The 16,686-nt window shown below is 69.5% G+C and carries 18 protein-coding genes; 2 read left to right on the forward strand and 16 right to left on the reverse strand.

Annotation, left to right across the window (positions count from 1 at the left end; genetic code table 11):
- Positions 1-2: 2 nt before the first annotated feature.
- Complete coding sequence (locus KV097_RS06050) at positions 3-1,445, reverse strand: gamma-aminobutyraldehyde dehydrogenase (RefSeq protein WP_220365372.1); 1,443 nt, start codon at positions 1,443-1,445, stop codon at positions 3-5.
- 142 nt (positions 1,446-1,587) lie between these two features.
- Here KV097_RS06050 and KV097_RS06055 point away from each other — a divergent pair, with 142 nt between their 5' ends.
- Positions 1,588-2,964: an aspartate aminotransferase family protein gene (locus KV097_RS06055; protein WP_220365373.1), complete on the forward strand. Its 1,377-nt coding sequence runs from the start codon at positions 1,588-1,590 to the stop codon at positions 2,962-2,964.
- 81 nt (positions 2,965-3,045) lie between these two features.
- Here KV097_RS06055 and KV097_RS06060 read toward each other — a convergent pair whose 3' ends face one another.
- The 4 genes from KV097_RS06060 to KV097_RS06075 are packed head-to-tail and all read right to left on the reverse strand — an operon-like array spanning position 3,046 to position 7,106.
- Positions 3,046-3,864 carry an ABC transporter permease gene (locus KV097_RS06060; protein ID WP_255559257.1) on the reverse strand — a complete coding sequence of 273 codons (819 nt, stop codon included), beginning with the start codon at positions 3,862-3,864 and terminating at the stop codon, positions 3,046-3,048.
- Positions 3,861-4,805 (reverse strand): ABC transporter permease, encoded by a 945-nt coding sequence (locus tag KV097_RS06065; protein ID WP_220341308.1) that lies wholly within the window; start codon positions 4,803-4,805, stop codon positions 3,861-3,863. Before KV097_RS06065 ends, KV097_RS06060 begins: the two co-directional genes overlap by 4 nt.
- Positions 4,805-5,974, reverse strand: a complete 1,170-nt coding sequence (locus tag KV097_RS06070; protein WP_220365374.1) for an ABC transporter ATP-binding protein — start codon at positions 5,972-5,974, stop codon at positions 4,805-4,807. The genes KV097_RS06065 and KV097_RS06070 overlap by 1 nt, the downstream gene beginning before the upstream one ends.
- Positions 5,958-7,106: a PotD/PotF family extracellular solute-binding protein gene (locus KV097_RS06075; protein WP_220365375.1), complete on the reverse strand. Its 1,149-nt coding sequence runs from the start codon at positions 7,104-7,106 to the stop codon at positions 5,958-5,960. The genes KV097_RS06070 and KV097_RS06075 overlap by 17 nt, the downstream gene beginning before the upstream one ends.
- A 245-nt stretch (positions 7,107-7,351) precedes the next feature.
- Between KV097_RS06075 and KV097_RS06080 the strand changes: the two genes are divergently transcribed.
- Positions 7,352-7,825 (forward strand): Lrp/AsnC family transcriptional regulator, encoded by a 474-nt coding sequence (locus tag KV097_RS06080; protein ID WP_220346936.1) that lies wholly within the window; start codon positions 7,352-7,354, stop codon positions 7,823-7,825.
- A 4-nt stretch (positions 7,826-7,829) separates the two neighbouring features.
- Here the strand turns inward: KV097_RS06080 and KV097_RS06085 are convergent, their stop codons facing one another.
- From KV097_RS06085 to KV097_RS06135, 11 genes are all read right to left on the reverse strand, one after another.
- Positions 7,830-8,543, reverse strand: coding sequence for an AMP-binding protein (locus tag KV097_RS06085; protein ID WP_220365376.1), 714 nt, complete (start codon positions 8,541-8,543; stop codon positions 7,830-7,832).
- Positions 8,540-8,953 carry a thiol-disulfide oxidoreductase DCC family protein gene (locus tag KV097_RS06090; protein WP_220346935.1) on the reverse strand — a complete coding sequence of 138 codons (414 nt, stop codon included), beginning with the start codon at positions 8,951-8,953 and terminating at the stop codon, positions 8,540-8,542. Before KV097_RS06090 ends, KV097_RS06085 begins: the two co-directional genes overlap by 4 nt.
- Positions 8,953-9,681, reverse strand: a complete 729-nt coding sequence (locus tag KV097_RS06095) for an enoyl-CoA hydratase (RefSeq protein ID WP_220365377.1) — start codon at positions 9,679-9,681, stop codon at positions 8,953-8,955. Before KV097_RS06095 ends, KV097_RS06090 begins: the two co-directional genes overlap by 1 nt.
- A 15-nt stretch (positions 9,682-9,696) precedes the next feature.
- A complete protein-coding gene (locus tag KV097_RS06100) occupies positions 9,697-10,551 on the reverse strand; it encodes an HAD family hydrolase (RefSeq protein WP_220365378.1) in 855 nt (284 codons plus the stop codon).
- On the reverse strand, positions 10,544-11,674 hold the full coding sequence (gene rlmN, locus KV097_RS06105) for a 23S rRNA (adenine(2503)-C(2))-methyltransferase RlmN (RefSeq protein ID WP_220365379.1): 1,131 nt from the start codon (positions 11,672-11,674) through the stop codon (positions 10,544-10,546). The genes KV097_RS06100 and rlmN overlap by 8 nt, the downstream gene beginning before the upstream one ends.
- Before the next feature lie 49 nt (positions 11,675-11,723).
- Complete coding sequence (locus KV097_RS06110; protein WP_220341299.1) at positions 11,724-12,566, reverse strand: phosphatidate cytidylyltransferase; 843 nt, start codon at positions 12,564-12,566, stop codon at positions 11,724-11,726.
- The gene (gene frr, locus KV097_RS06115) at positions 12,566-13,120 is read right to left on the reverse strand and encodes a ribosome recycling factor (RefSeq protein ID WP_220342466.1); all 555 of its coding nucleotides are present in this window, start codon (positions 13,118-13,120) and stop codon (positions 12,566-12,568) included. Before frr ends, KV097_RS06110 begins: the two co-directional genes overlap by 1 nt.
- Positions 13,121-13,155: 35 nt before the next feature.
- Positions 13,156-13,890, reverse strand: a complete 735-nt coding sequence (pyrH, locus tag KV097_RS06120) for a UMP kinase (protein WP_220342465.1) — start codon at positions 13,888-13,890, stop codon at positions 13,156-13,158.
- Positions 13,891-13,995: 105 nt separating this feature from the next.
- A complete protein-coding gene (gene tsf, locus KV097_RS06125; protein ID WP_220365380.1) occupies positions 13,996-14,820 on the reverse strand; it encodes a translation elongation factor Ts in 825 nt (274 codons plus the stop codon).
- A gap of 69 nt (positions 14,821-14,889) precedes the next feature.
- Positions 14,890-15,873 carry a 30S ribosomal protein S2 gene (rpsB, locus tag KV097_RS06130; RefSeq protein WP_220346932.1) on the reverse strand — a complete coding sequence of 328 codons (984 nt, stop codon included), beginning with the start codon at positions 15,871-15,873 and terminating at the stop codon, positions 14,890-14,892.
- A gap of 260 nt (positions 15,874-16,133) precedes the next feature.
- A complete protein-coding gene (locus KV097_RS06135) occupies positions 16,134-16,646 on the reverse strand; it encodes a CAP domain-containing protein (protein WP_220365381.1) in 513 nt (170 codons plus the stop codon).
- Positions 16,647-16,686: the final 40 nt, after the last annotated feature.

Here is a 16,686-nt window from a genome sequence, read left to right on the forward strand (position 1 = left end):
GCTCAGGCCTCGAGGTTGCTCATCACGTGCTTGACGCGGGTGTAGTCCTCGAGGCCGTACATCGACAGGTCCTTGCCGTACCCGGAGCGCTTGAAGCCGCCGTGCGGCATCTCCGCGACCAGCGGGATGTGGGTGTTGATCCAGACGCAGCCGAAGTCGAGACGCCGCGCCATCCGCATCGCGCGCCCGTGGTCCTTGGTCCACACCGACGACGCGAGACCGTACGGGACGCCGTTGGCCCAGCGGACCGCCTCGTCCTCGTCGGAGAACTGCTGGACGGTGATGACCGGACCGAAGATCTCGTTCTGGATGGCCTCGTCGTCCTGCTGCAGCCCTGCGAGGACAGTCGGCTCGTAGAAGTAGCCGTCGGCGAGGTCTCCGCCGGGACGCGACCCGCCGGCGGCGAGCGTCGCGTGGTCCGGGAGACGGTCGACGAAGCCGGACACCCGCGTCAGCTGGTCGGAGCTGTTGAGGGCGCCGTACAGCACCTCCTCGTCGTCGGGCAGTCCTGTCCTCAGGCCCTTGGCCTGCTCGGCGATCGCGTCCACGAAGTCGCCGTACACGCGCGGCGACGCCAGGACCCGGGTCGCGGCGGTGCAGTCCTGGCCGGCGTTGAAGTAGCCGGCCTCGGCGATCGCGGCAGACGCGGCCTCGATGTCGGCGTCGTCGAACACCACCACCGGCGCCTTGCCGCCGAGCTCGAGGTGCACGCGCTTGACGTCCTCCGCCGCCGAGCGGGCGACGTCCATCCCGGCGCGGACGGACCCGGTGATCGCAACCATCGCCGGGGTGGGGTGAGCGATCAGCGCGCGCCCGGTGTCTCGGTCGCCGCAGACGACGTTGAGCACGCCGGGCGGGAGGATGTCCGCAGCGATCTCCGCGAGCAGCGCCGTCGAGGCGGGCGTCGTGTCGCTCGGCTTGATCACGATCGTGTTGCCGGCGGCCAGGGCGGGGGCGATCTTCCAGATGCCCATGAGCAGCGGGTAGTTCCACGGCGTCACCTGCGCGACGACGCCGATGGGCTCGCGGCGGATCATCGAGGTGTGGCCGGCCATGTACTCACCCGCCGCGCGGCCCTCGAGCACGCGCGCGGCACCGGCGAAGAAGGTGAGCGCGTCGTCCACCATGGGCATCTCCTCGCTCACGGTGAGGCCGCGAGGCTTGCCGGTGTTCTTCACCTCCACGTCGACGATCTCGTCGAGGCGGTCGTGGATCGCCTGGTTGAGCTTGTTCAGCGCGGCCTGGCGCTCCCGAGGCGTGGTGTCGCGCCAGCCGTTGTCGAAGGCCTGCTGAGCGGCCTTCATCGCCGTGTCCACGTCGGCCTCGCGAGACATCGGCGCCTGCGCGTAGACCTGTCCGGTCGAGGGGTCGATGACGTCGTACGTGGCGCCGTCGAGGGCCGCCACCTTGTCGCCGTTGACGAAGTTCGTGAGGGTCTCGGTCATGCCCTCAATCTGGCACAGGCCGGAGAGGCTGACAATGGATTGAATGGTCAGGGAGGTGTCGGCCTTCGGATTCCGTACCTCGTAAGGCCTATCACTGTCGAGAACCTTTGCCCCGAGACCCTTCCTGCGCGATACTCGGTCCATGAGCGAACAGTGGGACGACGCGCACCTCCAGCGCGCTGCCAAGGATCACCTCTGGATGCACTTCACGCGTCACAGCACGTACGACACCGCGGACGTGCCCGTGATCGCGAAGGGGGAGGGCGCATACCTCTTCGACACCGCCGGCAAGCGCTACCTGGACGGGCTCGCCGGCCTCTTCGTCGTCCAGGTGGGGCACGGCCGCGAGGAGCTGGCCGAGGCCGCCGCGAAGCAGGCCCGCGAGCTGTCGTTCATGCCGCTGTGGTCGTACGCGCACCCGCCGGCCATCCAGCTGGCCGAGCGCGTCGCCTCGTACGCACCCGGCGACCTCAACCGTGTCTTCTTCACCACCGGTGGTGGCGAGGCGGTGGAGTCCGCCTGGAAGCTCGCCAAGCAGTACTACAAGCTGACCGGCAAGCCCACCAAGCACAAGGTGATCAGCCGTCACATCGCCTACCACGGCACCCCGCAGGGCGCCCTGTCGATCACCGGCATCCCCGACATGAAGGCGCCGTTCGAGCCGCTCGTGCCGAGCACCTTCCGCGTCCCGAACACCAACATCTACCGCGCCCCGGAGCACGGCGACGACCCGGAGGCCTTCGGACGCTGGGCAGCCGACCGCATCGCCGAGGCGATCGAGTTCGAGGGCCCCGACACGGTCGCGGCGGTGTTCCTCGAGCCCGTCCAGAATGCCGGCGGCTGCTTCCCTCCCCCGCCGGGATACTTCCAGCGGGTCCGCGAGATCTGCGACGAGTACGACGTCCTGCTCGTCTCCGACGAGGTCATCTGCGCGTTCGGGCGGCTCGGCGAGATGTTCGGCGCGGTGCGCTATGGCTACCAGCCCGACATCATCACCTGCGCCAAGGGCCTCACCTCCGGCTACGCACCGCTCGGCGCGATGATCGCCTCCGACCGGCTCATGGAGCCGTTCCTGAAGGGTCACACCTCCTTCCTCCACGGCTACACCTTCGGTGGGCACCCGGTCTCGACCGCGGTCGCGATGGCCAACCTCGACATCTTCGAGCGCGAGGGCATCAACGAGGGCGTCCGCGCCAACGAGGACGGCTTCCGGTCGACGCTCGAGAAGCTCCTCGACCTCGACATCGTCGGCGACGTGCGCGGCGACGGCTTCTTCTACGGGATCGAGCTGGTCAAGGACAAGGCGACCAAGGAGACCTTCAACGAGGACGAGTCCGAGCGCCTGCTGCGCGGCTTCCTCTCCAAGGCGCTGTACGACGCCGGGCTCTACTGCCGCGCCGATGACCGCGGCGACCCGGTTGTGCAGCTGGCACCGCCGCTGATCTGCGACCAGGAGCACTTCGACGAGATGGAGAGCATCCTGCGCTCGGTCATCTCGGAGGGTCAGAACCTGCTCTGAGCCGGCGACGGCCGCCGTTCCCCGGTACCCCGGGAGCGGCGGCCGTCGTTCGTGCGCTGGCCTGCGCTTGCGAGCGCACGCTCAGGCGGTGACCTTCGACTGCCGGCGCCGGGCGACCTCGTTGCCGAGCACGATCAGCACCGCGACCAGGAACATCGCCGTGCCGATGACGTTGACCTGCATCGGGATGCCGCGCTGCGCGGCACCCCACACGTACATCGGGAACGTGACGGTCTGGCCGGCGTTGAGGTTCGTGATGATGAAGTCGTCGAAGGACAGCGAGAAGCTCAGCAGGGCCGCGCCCAGGATGCCCGGGAACACCAGCGGGAACGTGACCCGCCAGAACGTCTGGTTCTCCGTCGCATAGAGATCCATCGCGGCCTGCTCCAGATTGTCGTCCAGCCCCGACAACCGCGCTCGGACCGTGATGATCACGAAGGACAGGCAGAACGTCACGTGGGCGACGAAGATCGTCCAGAACCCCAGCTGGCCGCCGAACCCGGCCGAGACGAACAGCGCGAGCAACGACGACCCGAGCACGATCTCCGGCGCGGCCATCGGCAGGATGATGAGGGTGTTGAGCGGGCCGCGACCGACGAACCGGTGTCGCACGAGCGCGAACGCGGCGAGGGTCCCGAGGATGGTGGCGACCACCGTCGCGAGCAACGCGATCTCGACGCTGCGGACCACCGACGAGCACATCCCCGAGGGGTCGCACGGGTTGAGCCAGTTGTCCAGCGTGAACCCGTCGAACCGGTAGACGTTGCGCGACGCCTGGTCGTTGAAGCTCATCAGGCCCACGATCGCCACCGGCACGAACATGTAGACCAGCACCAGCACGCCGAGGGCGAGGACGAGGTGCTCGCCGACCCAGCGGCCGAGCCTGTGCAGCGCACTCATACGAGGTCCTCCGTTCCTGCGCGGCGGATGTAGAACACGACGCCGACCGTGATCACGATCATCAGCGTCATCGACAGCGCGCCGGCGGCGGCATAGTCGCCCTGGTTGGTGAACAGGTTCTGGATGATGTTGCCGATCATCCGCTGGTTGGGACTGCCCAGGAGCTCGGCGTTGATGAAGTCGCCGGCGGCCGGGATGAACGTCAGCAGCGTCCCCGCGACCACCCCCGGCATCGACAGCGGCAGCGTCACCTTGAAGAAGGCGCGCGCCGGCGATGCGTACAGGTCGCCGGCCGCTTCCACGAGCCGGTTGTCGATCTTGTCCAGGCTCGCGAAGAGCGGCAGCACCATGAAGGGGAGGAAGTTGTAGGTGAGTCCCGCGACCACGGCGAACGGCGTCGCGAGGAGCCGGCCGTCCTCGCCGAGGATCTGCAGCGTCCGGAGCCCTTCGGCGATCCAGCCCTCGTCGGCCAGGATCAGCTTCCACGACAGCGTGCGGAGGAGAAAGCTGGTGAAGAAGGGCGCGATGACGAGGACCAGCATCAGGTTCTTCCAGCGCCCCGCCTTGAACGCGATCGCGTAGGCGAGCACGTAGCCGAGGACGAGGCACGCGACGGTCGCCATCGCGGCGTACCAGAACGACCGCAGCAGCGGCCGCCAGTAGGCCTGGATCGTGTCGACGTAGTTGGCGACGTGCCACGTCATGTCGTAGCCGGTCAGGTTCGACCCTGTGGGGTCGTACAGGCTCATCGCGATCAGCGAGTAGAACGGCACGAGGAAGAACAGCGCCAGCCAGAGCGCCGACGGGAGCATCAGCCAGTAGCCGGTGAACCGGCCGCCGCGTCCGCGGACCGTCTCGTGCCCCTCCCCCGGGTCGTCGCCGGACGACCCGAGCCCGACGGCGTCGGGCTCGACCAGCGCCTCCTGCGGCTGGTGGGTCATCAGTCGTCCCCGTCCTCGACGCCGGCCTTCGCGTCCTGGCTCGCGTCGAGCAGGAACGCGTACTCGGGGCGCCACGACAGGTCGACCGGCGTCCCGACCGCGAAGATCGGGCGTCGACCGGTGTTCTGCTCGAACACCATGAGCTCCTGGCCCCACGGCATGCGGACGAGGTACTGGGTGCTGACGCCGACGAAGCTCACGTCGGTCACCACACCCCCCGCGAAGCGGTTGCCCGGTGCGTCGATCTCGCCACCGACCTCGGCGATCATCACCTTCTCCGGGCGGATGCCGACCCAGCCCTTGCCGCCGACGGCGTGGCTGCGCTCGGCCGGGATGGAGACGGTCGTGCCCTGGACCGACACCGTGACGGCGTCACCGTCCGGGCCCAGGATCTCTCCCGCGAGGAGGTTGGACTGGCCGAGGAAGTTCGCCACGAAGGTCGTCCGGGGGTTGTCGTACAGGGCGGCCGGCGGGCCCATCTGCTCGATCACGCCCGCGTTCATCACCGCGACCGTGTCGGCCATGGTCATGGCTTCCTCCTGGTCGTGCGTGACATGGACGAAGGTCCGCCCGACCTCGGTCTGGATCCGCTTGAGCTCGATCTGCATGCCGCGTCGCAGCTTGAGGTCGAGCGCACCGAGCGGCTCGTCGAGGAGGAGCACCTCGGGGCTGTTGATCAAGGCCCGTGCGAGGGCGACGCGCTGCTGCTGGCCACCCGAGAGCTGGGTGGGTTTCTTGTGCCCCTGACCGCCCAGCTCCACCAGGTCGAGCATCTCGGCGACCTTCGCCTTGGTGTCCTTGACGCCGCGCCGCTTGAGCCCGAAGGCGACGTTCTCGGAGACGTCGAGGTGCGGGAAGAGCGCGTAGCTCTGGAAGACGGTGTTCACCGGCCGCTTGTACGGCTTGTCGTAGGTGATGTCGCGGTCGCCCAGGGTGATCGTCCCCGAGGTGGGCGTGTCCAGACCCGCGACCATCCGGAGCGTCGTGGTCTTGCCGCACCCCGACGGACCGAGCAGCGCGAAGAAAGATCCCTGCGGCACGACGAGGTCCAGCGACCGCACCGCGGTGAATGAGCCGTACGACTTGGTGAGGGCCGTCAGCCGCAGGTCGCGGTTGCTCGTCTCCTGGTCGTCGCGCGTCGTCGCGTCGTCGTCAGCCACCAGTGACATCGGCAAAGTCTCCTTCGTACTCACGCATCGTGAACTCGTCGAGCGCCATGAACGAGTGGGTCATGGCGAGCGTCGCGTCGTCGGGGAAGATCAGCGGGTCGGCCGCCATGTCGGGATCGATCTTCTCCATCTCGGCCTGGGCGCCCTCCACGGGGCAGATGTAGTTGACCCACGCCGCGAGCTTGGCGGCCACGTCCGGCCGGTAGTAGTAGTCGATCCACGTCTCGGCGTTGGCCTGGTGCTCGGCCTGGTTGGGGACGAGCATGTTGTCGGCCCAGATCATCAGGCCCTCCTCGGGCACGACGAACTCGATGTTGGGGTCGCCCGCCGCGAGGACGTCGCCCGACCAGGCCTCGCACGCGACGATGTTGCCCGCCGCGAGGTCCTGGACGTAGTCGTTGCCCGTGAAGGCCCGGATCTGCCCGCCGTCGGAGGCACGCCGGAGATCCTCCATCGCGACGCCCCACTCGTCGTCGCTGAAGTCGGCTGGGTCGGCGCCGTTCTTGAGCAGCAGGAAGCCCATGGTGTCGCGCATCTCGGTCAGCAGGCTCACGCGCCCCTTGAGATCCGGCCGCGTCAGGAGGTCGGAGAACGAGCCCACCTCGGAGACCTTGGCCTTGTTGTACGCGATGCCGGTCAACCCGGCCTGCCACGGTGCCGAGTAGGTCCGGTCCGGATCCCAGCCCAGTCCCTGCAGGGACGAGATGAGGTTGTTGTGGAGGTTGGGCACCTTCGCGGCGTCCAGGGGCTGGATCCACCCCATCTCGATCGTCCGTGCCGCGGCCCAGTCGGTGAGCATGAACATGTCGCGGTTCACAGGCTCGCAGGCGCCGAGCTGGTTGACGACCTTCGCGAAGAACTCGTTGTTGTCGTTGACGTCGGCGGTATAGCTGACCTGGATGCCCGTCTCCTTCATGAACTGGTCCATCGTGGTGACGTAGCCGTCGTCGGGCTGGTCGATGTACTCCGGCCAGTTCGAGACGATCAGACGACGGTCCGAGCTGCGGTCCGGTGCCCTGCAGTCGGCCGGGTCCTGCCGGCGGTCAGGTGTGCCGAACATCGGCAGCACGGCGGCGCTCCCGGCGAGGAACGCGGCTCCTCCTACGCCCCGGAGCATCGTCCGGCGGCTCATCTGCCTCACCAAGTGACGCGACCTCGATCCGTACGGGGTGCCTCACGGGCACCGTGGTGGCGTTCGACCTGCGGGGATCGTCACACGTCGGGAGCAACCGGGACAAGGGATTCCGCAGTTGTTTACTGTCTCGCAACGAAATCGCGAGCCAGCGGGGCCGATCTGCCCAGAATGCGTGACAATCTCCACGCTGAAACGACTGACGTGCGGAGGCAGAGGACCCGGCGCTCGGGCAGGATGTGCGCATGACGGAGCGCAGGTCCACCAACGGTGTCGTCCTCGACGAGGTCTCCAAGCGCATCATCGCCGAGCTCCAGGTGGACGGCCGGAGGTCGTACGCCGCGATCGGCAAGGCGGTCGGGCTCTCCGAGGCGGCCGTACGCCAACGCGTCCAGAAGCTCACCGACGCCGGCGTGATCCAGATCGTGGCGGTCACCGACCCGCTCGAGCTCGGCTTCGCGCGCCAGGCCATGGTCGGCATCGGGGTCGACGGAGACGTGTTCGCGGTGACCGACGCGCTTGCGGACATCCCCGAGCTGGACTACCTGGTGATCACGACCGGCCGGTTCGACGTGCTGGCCGAGATCGTGTGCGAGAGCGACGACGACCTCCTCGACGTCATCACCAGCAAGATCCGCGCCATCCCGGCGGTCACACAGACCGAGACGTTCGTCTATCTGCGGCTGCGCAAGCAGACCTACGCGTGGGGCGTGCAGTAGCCCGTCAGGCGCCGGGCAGCACGAGCCCCCGACCGGACATGAGCCCGGCCAGGACGGCGACCACGGTGGCCTCGTCCCACGCCGACCCGAGGACGGCCGGCTCCTCGTACGGCGTCACGAGGCCGGCACGCTCGTGCACCACCCGGTGCCCGTCACCGGTCACGGCCAGCGCGGTCCCGCCGGCCACCGGGACGACGGGCGCGGGATCGGTGGCCCCGGCCTTCAACGCGGGGTCCCAGGCGACGTCGCGGGTCTCGACAAGAGACCACTCCCCCGGGCGTACGACCACCACCGCACGCGGACGCGCAGGGTCGAGCGCGTCGACGGCGGTCGCGACCACGGGCATCTGCTCCCCGTCGGCGACCACGAGCGCGGGGTCGCTCCGCTCGATCAACGGCGCGGGCTGCTCACCGACCCAGGCCGTCGCTCCGACCCGACCGGCAGCGAGTAGCGCGACGACCGACTCGGGCGAGGGCAGGGACGCCACGGCGACCGCGTCGCGTTCACGCACGCCCAGAGCGCGCATCAACCCACCCATCGCCGCGACCTGCTCCAGCAGCACCGCGTACGAGGTCGTCCCCGTCGGCGCTCGCAGGGCGGGCACCTCGGCGGCTCCCGCGACGACCAGGTGGTCGAGGGCGTCGTAGACGGCGTTGAGCCGACCCGTCGAGGGGTCGGCCGGATCCTTCGGCGGAGTGAACCAGCGAGGTCCGCTCATGGGGCCGTCCTTCCGTCGGGAGCGTCTCCCGGCTCGCCCGGGGTCGTGGGCAGCGCGCACTGCGGGGTGCCGCCCGGAAGCTGGTGACGGTGTGCGGAGATCCACCGGTAGACCGGCCACGCCAACGCCGTCGCCGGTCGTGTCACGAGCACGCGTCCGACCACCGGCCAGGGCGGGCGAGCCGTACGGAGGTAGGCGGCGACAGCCTCGGGCCCAGCGGCCCGACGCCCGGAGTCGACCCACTGGAGGGCCGCCGAGCACTGCACAGCCGTCAGCCCGAGGGCGTCGAGGTCGGCCTGCTGCCAGGCGACGATCCGGGCGCGACGCGACGGCGCCCAGCGCCGCAACCACCGAACCGACGAGGAGCAGAAGCCGCAGTCGCCGTCGAAGACGAGCACCTGAGCAGACATCACACCCCCCGGAACACCGGAGCGCGCTTCTCCGTACGGGCGAGCGCGGCCTCCCGGACGTCCTCGCTCCCCCAGCACGCCTCCCAGCCGCGGGCGATGCGCTCCGCGGTCTCGGGATCGGTGGGGTCACCGTTGAGGACGAGCTTGTTGTAGGCCAGCGTCAGCGGCGCGAAGGTCGCGATCTCGTGCGCCCACGCCGCTGCGGCGTCGGTGTCACCCAGCCGGTCGACGAGCCCGCGCGAGTACGCCGTCTCGGCGTCGAGCAGGTCTGCGCCGAGCATGAGGGCCTTGGCCGTGCCGGCACCGGCCACTGCCGCCAGCGTGCGGATCGTCCACGCGTCCACCGCCATCCCGTTGCGCGCGGTCGGCACGCCGAACACCGCGGTCGGCGCGGCCACCCGCAGGTCGCACGCGAGGGCGAGCTGAGTCCCGGCGCCGATCGCCGGCCCGTTGACCGCGGCGACGACCGGGATCTCGACCCGGGTCATGGTGCGGAGCATCGCGTACAGGGCGTCGACGAAGTCCGACCCGTACACGCCCGTGAGGTCGGCGCCCGCACAGAAGCTGGTGCCCTGGCCGGTGATCAGCATTGCTCGTGACCCGTCGCCGACCGCGGTCTCGACCGCCTCACGCACCTCGTGGCAGGTGTCGAGGTCGAGGGCGTTGCGGCGCTCGGGCCGGCGCAGCTCCACGGTGGTCACGACTCCGTCGCGGGTTACGTCGATCACGGGTGCTCCTGTCGGTCAGGGGGTACGGCGCAGCGCGCCGTGCTCGTCGCAGATCCGGTCCAGGATGGCAGCCACACCGTCGTCGTCGTTGCTCGGCACCACCTCGTCGACCGTGTCGAGGACGTCGTGGTGGGCGTTGGCGACCGCGAAGGAACGGGAGGCCCAGCGCAGCATCGGCAGGTCGTTGGGCATGTCTCCGACGGCCCAGACCGACTCACGGTCGAAGCCGTTCCCGGCGCACCAGGCCGCCAGCCCGCTCGCTTTGGTGACACCCGGCGCGGTGATCTCGGCGAGGCCGACGGCACCGGAGAAGCCGAGCTCCGCCCGTCCGTCGAGCACGGCCGCCACCCGCCTGTGGAACTCGTCGGGATCACTCCCGTCCAGCTTGGCCAGGAGCTTCCCCGCGGGCTGCGACGCGATGGCGTCCCACTCGTCGAGGTCGTCGGCCTCGGGAGACTCCCGGACGTAGGCGAAGGCCTCCTCGCGGCGCATGCCGTCGGCACGCTCGACCGCCAAGGCGATACCGGGCAACGCCTCCCGCAGCGACGCCCCGAGGTCACGGAGCAGACCGGGGGCGATCGTGCCGTGGTCGGTGACGGTCCGGCTCGCCACGTGGTAGACGAACGCGCCGTTTGCACTGAGCGCCACTCCCCCGGTGGCGTCTCCGACCGCGTCGGCGAACGCGTCCAACCACCGGGGCGGCCTCGCGGTCACGAAGACCGTCGGCACCCCGGACTCCTCCGCGCGGGCGATCGCCTCGCGGGTACGGGGCGACAGGCTGCCGTCGGAGCGCAGCAGCGTCCCGTCGAGGTCGGTGGCGAGCACCGCCGGCAGCCCGGCCCGGCTGAGCCGGTGGGTGGGATCAGGCATCGGCCGCTGCGAGCTGGCCGCACGCCCCGTCGATCTCCTGGCCGCGGGTGTCACGGACCGTCGTCGAGATGCCCTTGGCCTCGAGCCGGCGGACGAACTCCCGCTCGTCCTCGGGCTCGGACGCGGTCCAGATCGAGCCCGGGGTCGGGTTGAGCGGGATCAGGTTGACGTGGACCCAGCCCCAGTCCCCGTAGGAGCGGAGCAGGTCGCCCAGCATGTCCGCACGCCAGGCTTGGTCATTGATGTCCTTGATCAGGGCGTACTCGATCGAGACACGCCGCTTGGTCGTCCGCGCGTAGTCCCACGCTGCCTCGACCGCCTCCGCGACCTTGAAGCGGGTGTTGATCGGGACGAGCTCGTCGCGCAGCTCGTCGTCGGGGGCGTGCAGCGACAGCGCGAGCGTGACGGGGATGCCCTCCTCCGTCAGCTGCTTGATCCGGGGCACCAGCCCGACGGTGCTGACCGTGATGTTGCGGGCCGACATGCCCAGCCCTTCGGGGCCGTCGTCGACCATCCGGCGTACGGCGCCGATCACGGCCTTGTAGTTGGCCATCGGCTCGCCCATGCCCATGAACACGACGTTCGACAGCCGGCCAGGCCCACCGGGGACCTCGCCACGAGCCATCGTCCGGGCTCCGTCCACGACCTGCTCGATGATCTCGCCGGTCGACATGTTGCGCTGCAGCCCACCCTGGCCGGTGGCGCAGAACGGGCACGCCATCCCGCACCCGGCCTGGCTCGACACACAGATCGTCGCGCGGTCGGGGTAGCGCATGAGCACCGACTCGACGAGCGCACCGTCGAAGAGCCGCCAGAGCGTCTTGCGGGTGGTGCCTCGGTCGGCGGTCTGCGTCTTGACGGGCGTGATCAGCTGCGGCATGAGACCGGCGACGAGCTGGTCGCGGATGCCTGCCGGCAGGTCGGTCATCTCGCCGGGGTCGGAGACCAGCCGGGTGAAGTAGTGCGTCGAGAGCTGCTTGGCGCGGTAGCCGGGGAGACCGAGCGCCTCGACGGCCTCCTTGCGGGCGGCGAGGTCGAGGTCGGCCAGGTGACGCGGCGGCTTGCCCCGTCCCTTGGGCTGCTCGAAGACGAGCGGGAGCGGGTTCGGGTTCACGTGAGACATGTCAGGTTTATTGTCCCATCCGCCACCAACCCCGCGCGCCGTCCGGCGGTCAGGCGACGGGGACGAGGAAGTGCAGCACCAGCCAGCAGATCGGCGCGACCGCCAGCAGCGAGTCGAGGCGGTCCATGAGGCCTCCGTGGCCCGGCAGCAGATCGCTCATGTCCTTGATGCCGACATCGCGCTTGATCATCGACTCCGAGAGGTCGCCGAGCGTGGCCATCGCGACCGCGGCCAGACCGAGCAGCACTCCGACCCACCAGCGACCGTCGAGGAGGAGCACCACGCACAGCACGCCGGCGAGCACGCACCCCAGCACCGATCCGGCGAAGCCCTCCCAGGACTTCTTGGGGCTGATCGTGGGAGCCATCGGGTGCTTGCCCAGCTTGTAGCCCGCGGCGTACCCGAAGATGTCGGAGGCGATGGTAACGACGATGAAGGTCACGATCCGCCACGCACCGTCGTCCTCGGCCGCCATCAGGACGACGAAGGACCCGAGCACGGGGACGTACCCGAAGATGAAGACGGCGGCGGAGGTGTCGCGCACGAACCCGTCCGCGCCGCGGGGCATCCGGTAGACGAACACGCCGAGCACCGTCAGAGCGGCACCGATGGCGATCGCCTCCGTGCCACCGACGTACGCCGCGGCCAGCGTCGCCAGACCGCCGGCCATCAGCGGCGGGAGCGGGACGGCGATGCCGGCCTTCGCGAGCGCGGACGAGAGCTCCCAGATCGCCACCGCGCCCGCGGTGACGACCACCAGCACGAACAGCGCCTTCACGAAGAAGAGCGAGATGATGACGGCGCCCGCGAGGCCGACACCGACCCCGATCGCGGCAGGAAGGTCTCGCCCGCCGCGCTGCTGGGGCGCCGCGGGCACGTCTGGTGAGCTCATCAGACCTCGAGCAGCTCCTGCTCCTTGTTCTTGACGAGCTCGTCGATGCGGTCCACGTGCTTCTTGGTGAGCCCGTCGAGGCGCTTCTCGCCGCCGGTCACGTCGTCCTTGCTGATCTCGCCGTCCTTCTCCGCCTTGTCCATCGCCTGCTTCGCGCTGCGGCGGATGTTGCGGACGGCCACCCGGCCCTCTTCGGCCTTGGACTTGGCGAGCTTGATGTATTCCTTGCGGCGCTCCTCGGTCAGCTGCGGGAGGACGAGCCGCAGCACCTTGCCGTCGTCGGTCGGGTTGACGCCGAGGTCGGAGTCACGGATGGCCTTCTCGATCGCGGTCTTGGCACCGATGTCGTACGGGCTCACGATGACGACCCGCGGCTCGGGGATCTGGAACCCCGCGAGCTGCTGGATCGGTGTCGGGGTGCCGTAGTAGTCGGCCGTGATCTTCGCGAACATCGCGGGGTGCGCACGCCCGGTGCGGATCGCGGCGAACTCCTCGCGCGCGTGCTCGACGGCCTTGTCCATCTTGGAGTCAGCGTCGCGCAGGGTCTCGTCAATCACTGGCCTGCTCCTTCGTAGAGGTCTCTGGTCGATCAGTCTGCGTAGACCAGCGTGCCGATCTTCTCACCTCTCAGGACCGAGGAGATGTTGCCGTCTCCCTCGATCCCGAAGACGCGCATCGGCAGCTTGTTCTCCATCAAGAGCGCGAACGCGGTCGCGTCGGCGACCCGCAGCCCGCGCTGGAGCGCTTCGGTGTACGAGATGGAGTCGATCTTGGTGGCGCTGGAGTCCTTATGGGGGTCGGCGGTGTAGACGCCGTCGACACCGTTCTTGCCCATCAGCACCTCGTCGGCCTTGATCTCCAGCGCACGCTGGGCCGAGACCGTGTCGGTGGAGAAGTAGGGCATGCCCGCCCCCGCACCGAAGATCACGACGCGCCCCTTCTCGAGGTGGCGGATCGCCCGACGCGGGATGTACGGCTCCGCGACCTGGCCCATCGTGATGGCGGTCTGGACACGGGTCTCGATGTCACGCTTCTCCAGGAAGTCCTGGAGGGCGAGGCAGTTCATGACGATCCCGAGCATGCCCATGTAGTCGGCACGCGCCCGGTCCATCCCCCGCTGCTGAAGCTCTGCGCCACGGAAGAAGTTGCCGCCCCCGATGACGATCGCGACCTCGACACCGGCCGCGACGCCCTCCGCGATCTGGCGCGCGATCGTGTTGACGACGTCGGGATCGACTCCGAGGCTGCCACCGCCGAACGCCTCGCCGGAGAGCTTGAGGAGCACCCGACGCGCCGGCTCCGCCGGAGGGGCATCCTGCTCCAGCCCGGACGGCACGGAGGCCGGCGGGTCGACTGTCTCGTTCTCGTCCACCACACCGGCCTCCGTATCGCGCGTCGTCGTCAGATCATCCTGCCAAATCGGAGCGCGTCAGGCGCCGATCTCGATGTGCGCGAAGCGCGTGATGCTCAGGCCGGCCTCGTCGAGGACCTGACGCACGGACTTCTTCTGCTCCGTCACCGACGGCTGGTCGAGGAGCACGAAGTCCTTGTAGAACGCGTTGACCTTGCCCTCGACGATCTTGCTGATCGCCTGCTCGGGCTTGCCCTCCTCGCGGGCCGCGGCCTCGGCGATCTCGCGCTCCTTGGCGACGACCTCCGCCGGGACGTCCTCACGCGTGAGGTAGCGCGGGCGCATCGCGGCGACCTGCATGGCCACGCTGCGCGCGACCGTCTCCTCGCCGTCGCCCTCGTACTCGATGAGCACGCCGACGGCCGGCGGAAGGTCGCTCGCGCGACGGTGCAGGTAGGTCGCGACGCGGCCCTTGCCCTCGAGGACCTGGACGCGCCCGAGCTCGAGCTTCTCGCCGATGATCGCGGCGAGGCTCGAGATCCGCTCGGCGACGGTCGAGCCGTCAGCGGTCTTGGTCGACGCGAACGCGGTCGCGTCGGCGGGCTTGGTCTCGTCGGCCAGCGTGGCGAGCTCCTGCGCCAGCGCGACGAACTGCTCGTTCTTGGCGACGAAGTCGGTCTCGGCGTTGAGCTCCACGATCGCGTTGCCCGACGCGGCCACCAGTCCGGCGGTCGCCTGGCGCTCGGCGCCACGCTTGTCGGCCTTGGCCTGACCGTGGACGCGCAGGATCTCGACGGCCTTGTCGTAGTCGCCCTCGGCCTCGGTGAGCGCCTTCTTGGCGTCCATCATGCCCGCGCCGGTGGCGTCGCGGAGCTTCTTCACCTCTGCTGCAGAGATTGCCATCTCTATCTCTCTCGTCTGTGTCCGTGGCCGGAGACCGGCCGAAGTGGTGGTGACGTGTCGCGGGAGCGCTCAGGCCTCGGCGGGCTTGTCGTCGGCGGGCTTGTCCTCGGCCGGCTCGTCGGAGACGGTCGCGTCCTCGGCGGTCGCATCGGCCGGCTTGTCCTCGAGGGCCTCAGCCGTCTCCTCGGCGACCTCGGACGGGGTGTCGTCGGCGCTGGCCGACGACTGGACCTCGGCCTCGGCAGCCTCGGTGGTGACAGGGTCGGTGCCCTGTGCGAGCTCGCGCTCCCACTCCGCCAGCGGCTCGTCGGCAGCGACGGCACCCGCGGCGGCCGCCTCGGTGCCCTCTGACTCCTTGCCGGCGCCGCGCGACATCAGGCCGTCACCGACGGCGTCGGCGACGACGCGCGTGAGCAGCGTGACGGACCGGATCGCGTCGTCGTTGCCCGGGATCGGGTAGTCGACGTCGTCGGGGTCGCAGTTGGTGTCGAGGATCGCGACGACCGGGATGCCCAGCTTCTTGGCCTCGTCGACCGCCAGGTGCTCCTTCTTGGTGTCGATGATCCACAGCGCCGACGGCGTACGGCTCATGTCGCGGATGCCGCCCAGGGTGCGGTCGAGCTTGTCGTGCTCGCGCTTGAGCTGCAGGAGCTCCTTCTTGGTGCGGCCCGAGCCGGCGACGTCGTCGAAGTCGACCTCGTCGAGCTCCTTGAGGCGCTTGATCCGCTCGTGGACGGTCTGGAAGTTGGTGAGCATGCCGCCCAGCCAGCGGTGGTTCACGTACGGCATGCCGACGCGGGTCGCCTGCTCGGTGATGGCCTCCTGCGCCTGACGCTTGGTCCCGACGAAGAGGATCGTGCCGCCGCGGGCGACGGTCGTCTTGACGAAGTCGTACGCGCGGTCGATGTAGGCCAGCGACTGCTGCAGGTCGATGATGTAGATGCCGTTGCGCTCGGTGAGGATGAAGCGCTTCATCTTGGGGTTCCAGCGGCGGGTCTGGTGCCCGAAGTGGACACCGCTCTCGAGCAGCTGGCGCATGGACACGACGGCCATGGCGTTCCTCTTTCTTGCCAGGGCGCACGGGTGCGCCCGATCCTGGTTGACGTGCCGGCGGCGCCGACACCCTGGCACCCTTGCGCGGACCGCCTCCCGTGTGGGGAGGACCAGGGCCGCACATCCCAGCCTTGCTGGGCGAAGGGCACGCGAAGTCACTCGTCACGCCGGCGTTCCTGGTGAAGGGAACAGCAGACGGTCTGAGCGCTTCTCCCAGTCTAGGACACAGGGTCCAGCCGGCGAAATCCCGGTCCTTCGCGTCAACGGCGGTAGGCGAAGACCTGGCTCACCCAGATGATGCCGCGGCGGTCCCGCCGGACGCCGACCCCGATCCGCCGGTAGCGCGGTTCCAGGATGTTGGCCCGGTGGCCTGGTGAGTTCATCCACGCCCGGACGACCCGGACGGGCCAGCGATAGCCGTAGGCGATGTTCTCCCCCACCTTGTGGCCGCCGCAGGCCCGCAGGACCGGTCGGAGGTTCTGGTGCGTCAGTCGTCCGGTCCGCGCGATGCGGTCGGCACTGCGCTGGGCGTAGCGGTCGAGACACGCGGACCTGCCGAGCGCGCGCAGGCCGCGGGCCGAGCGCGCGCGGTTGGTGTGCCGGACGACTCTCCTCTCGTAGCGCGAGGGGCCGGGAGGAGCCGAGGCCGCGACCGCGGTCACGGCCGTCGCCGTCACGGGGGCGGCCGCGGACGCCCCTTGCGCCGACGTCCACGCCCCGGACGCCGCCATCAGCGCGGCGGTGATGATTGCGACAGGACCGATCCTTCTCATACGAACCCCCACTCGCAGAACGAGCGACGCCGAGATCGTC

The sequence above is a fragment of the Mumia sp. zg.B17 genome, assembly GCF_019550915.1.
Lineage (GTDB): Bacteria > Actinomycetota > Actinomycetes > Propionibacteriales > Nocardioidaceae > Mumia.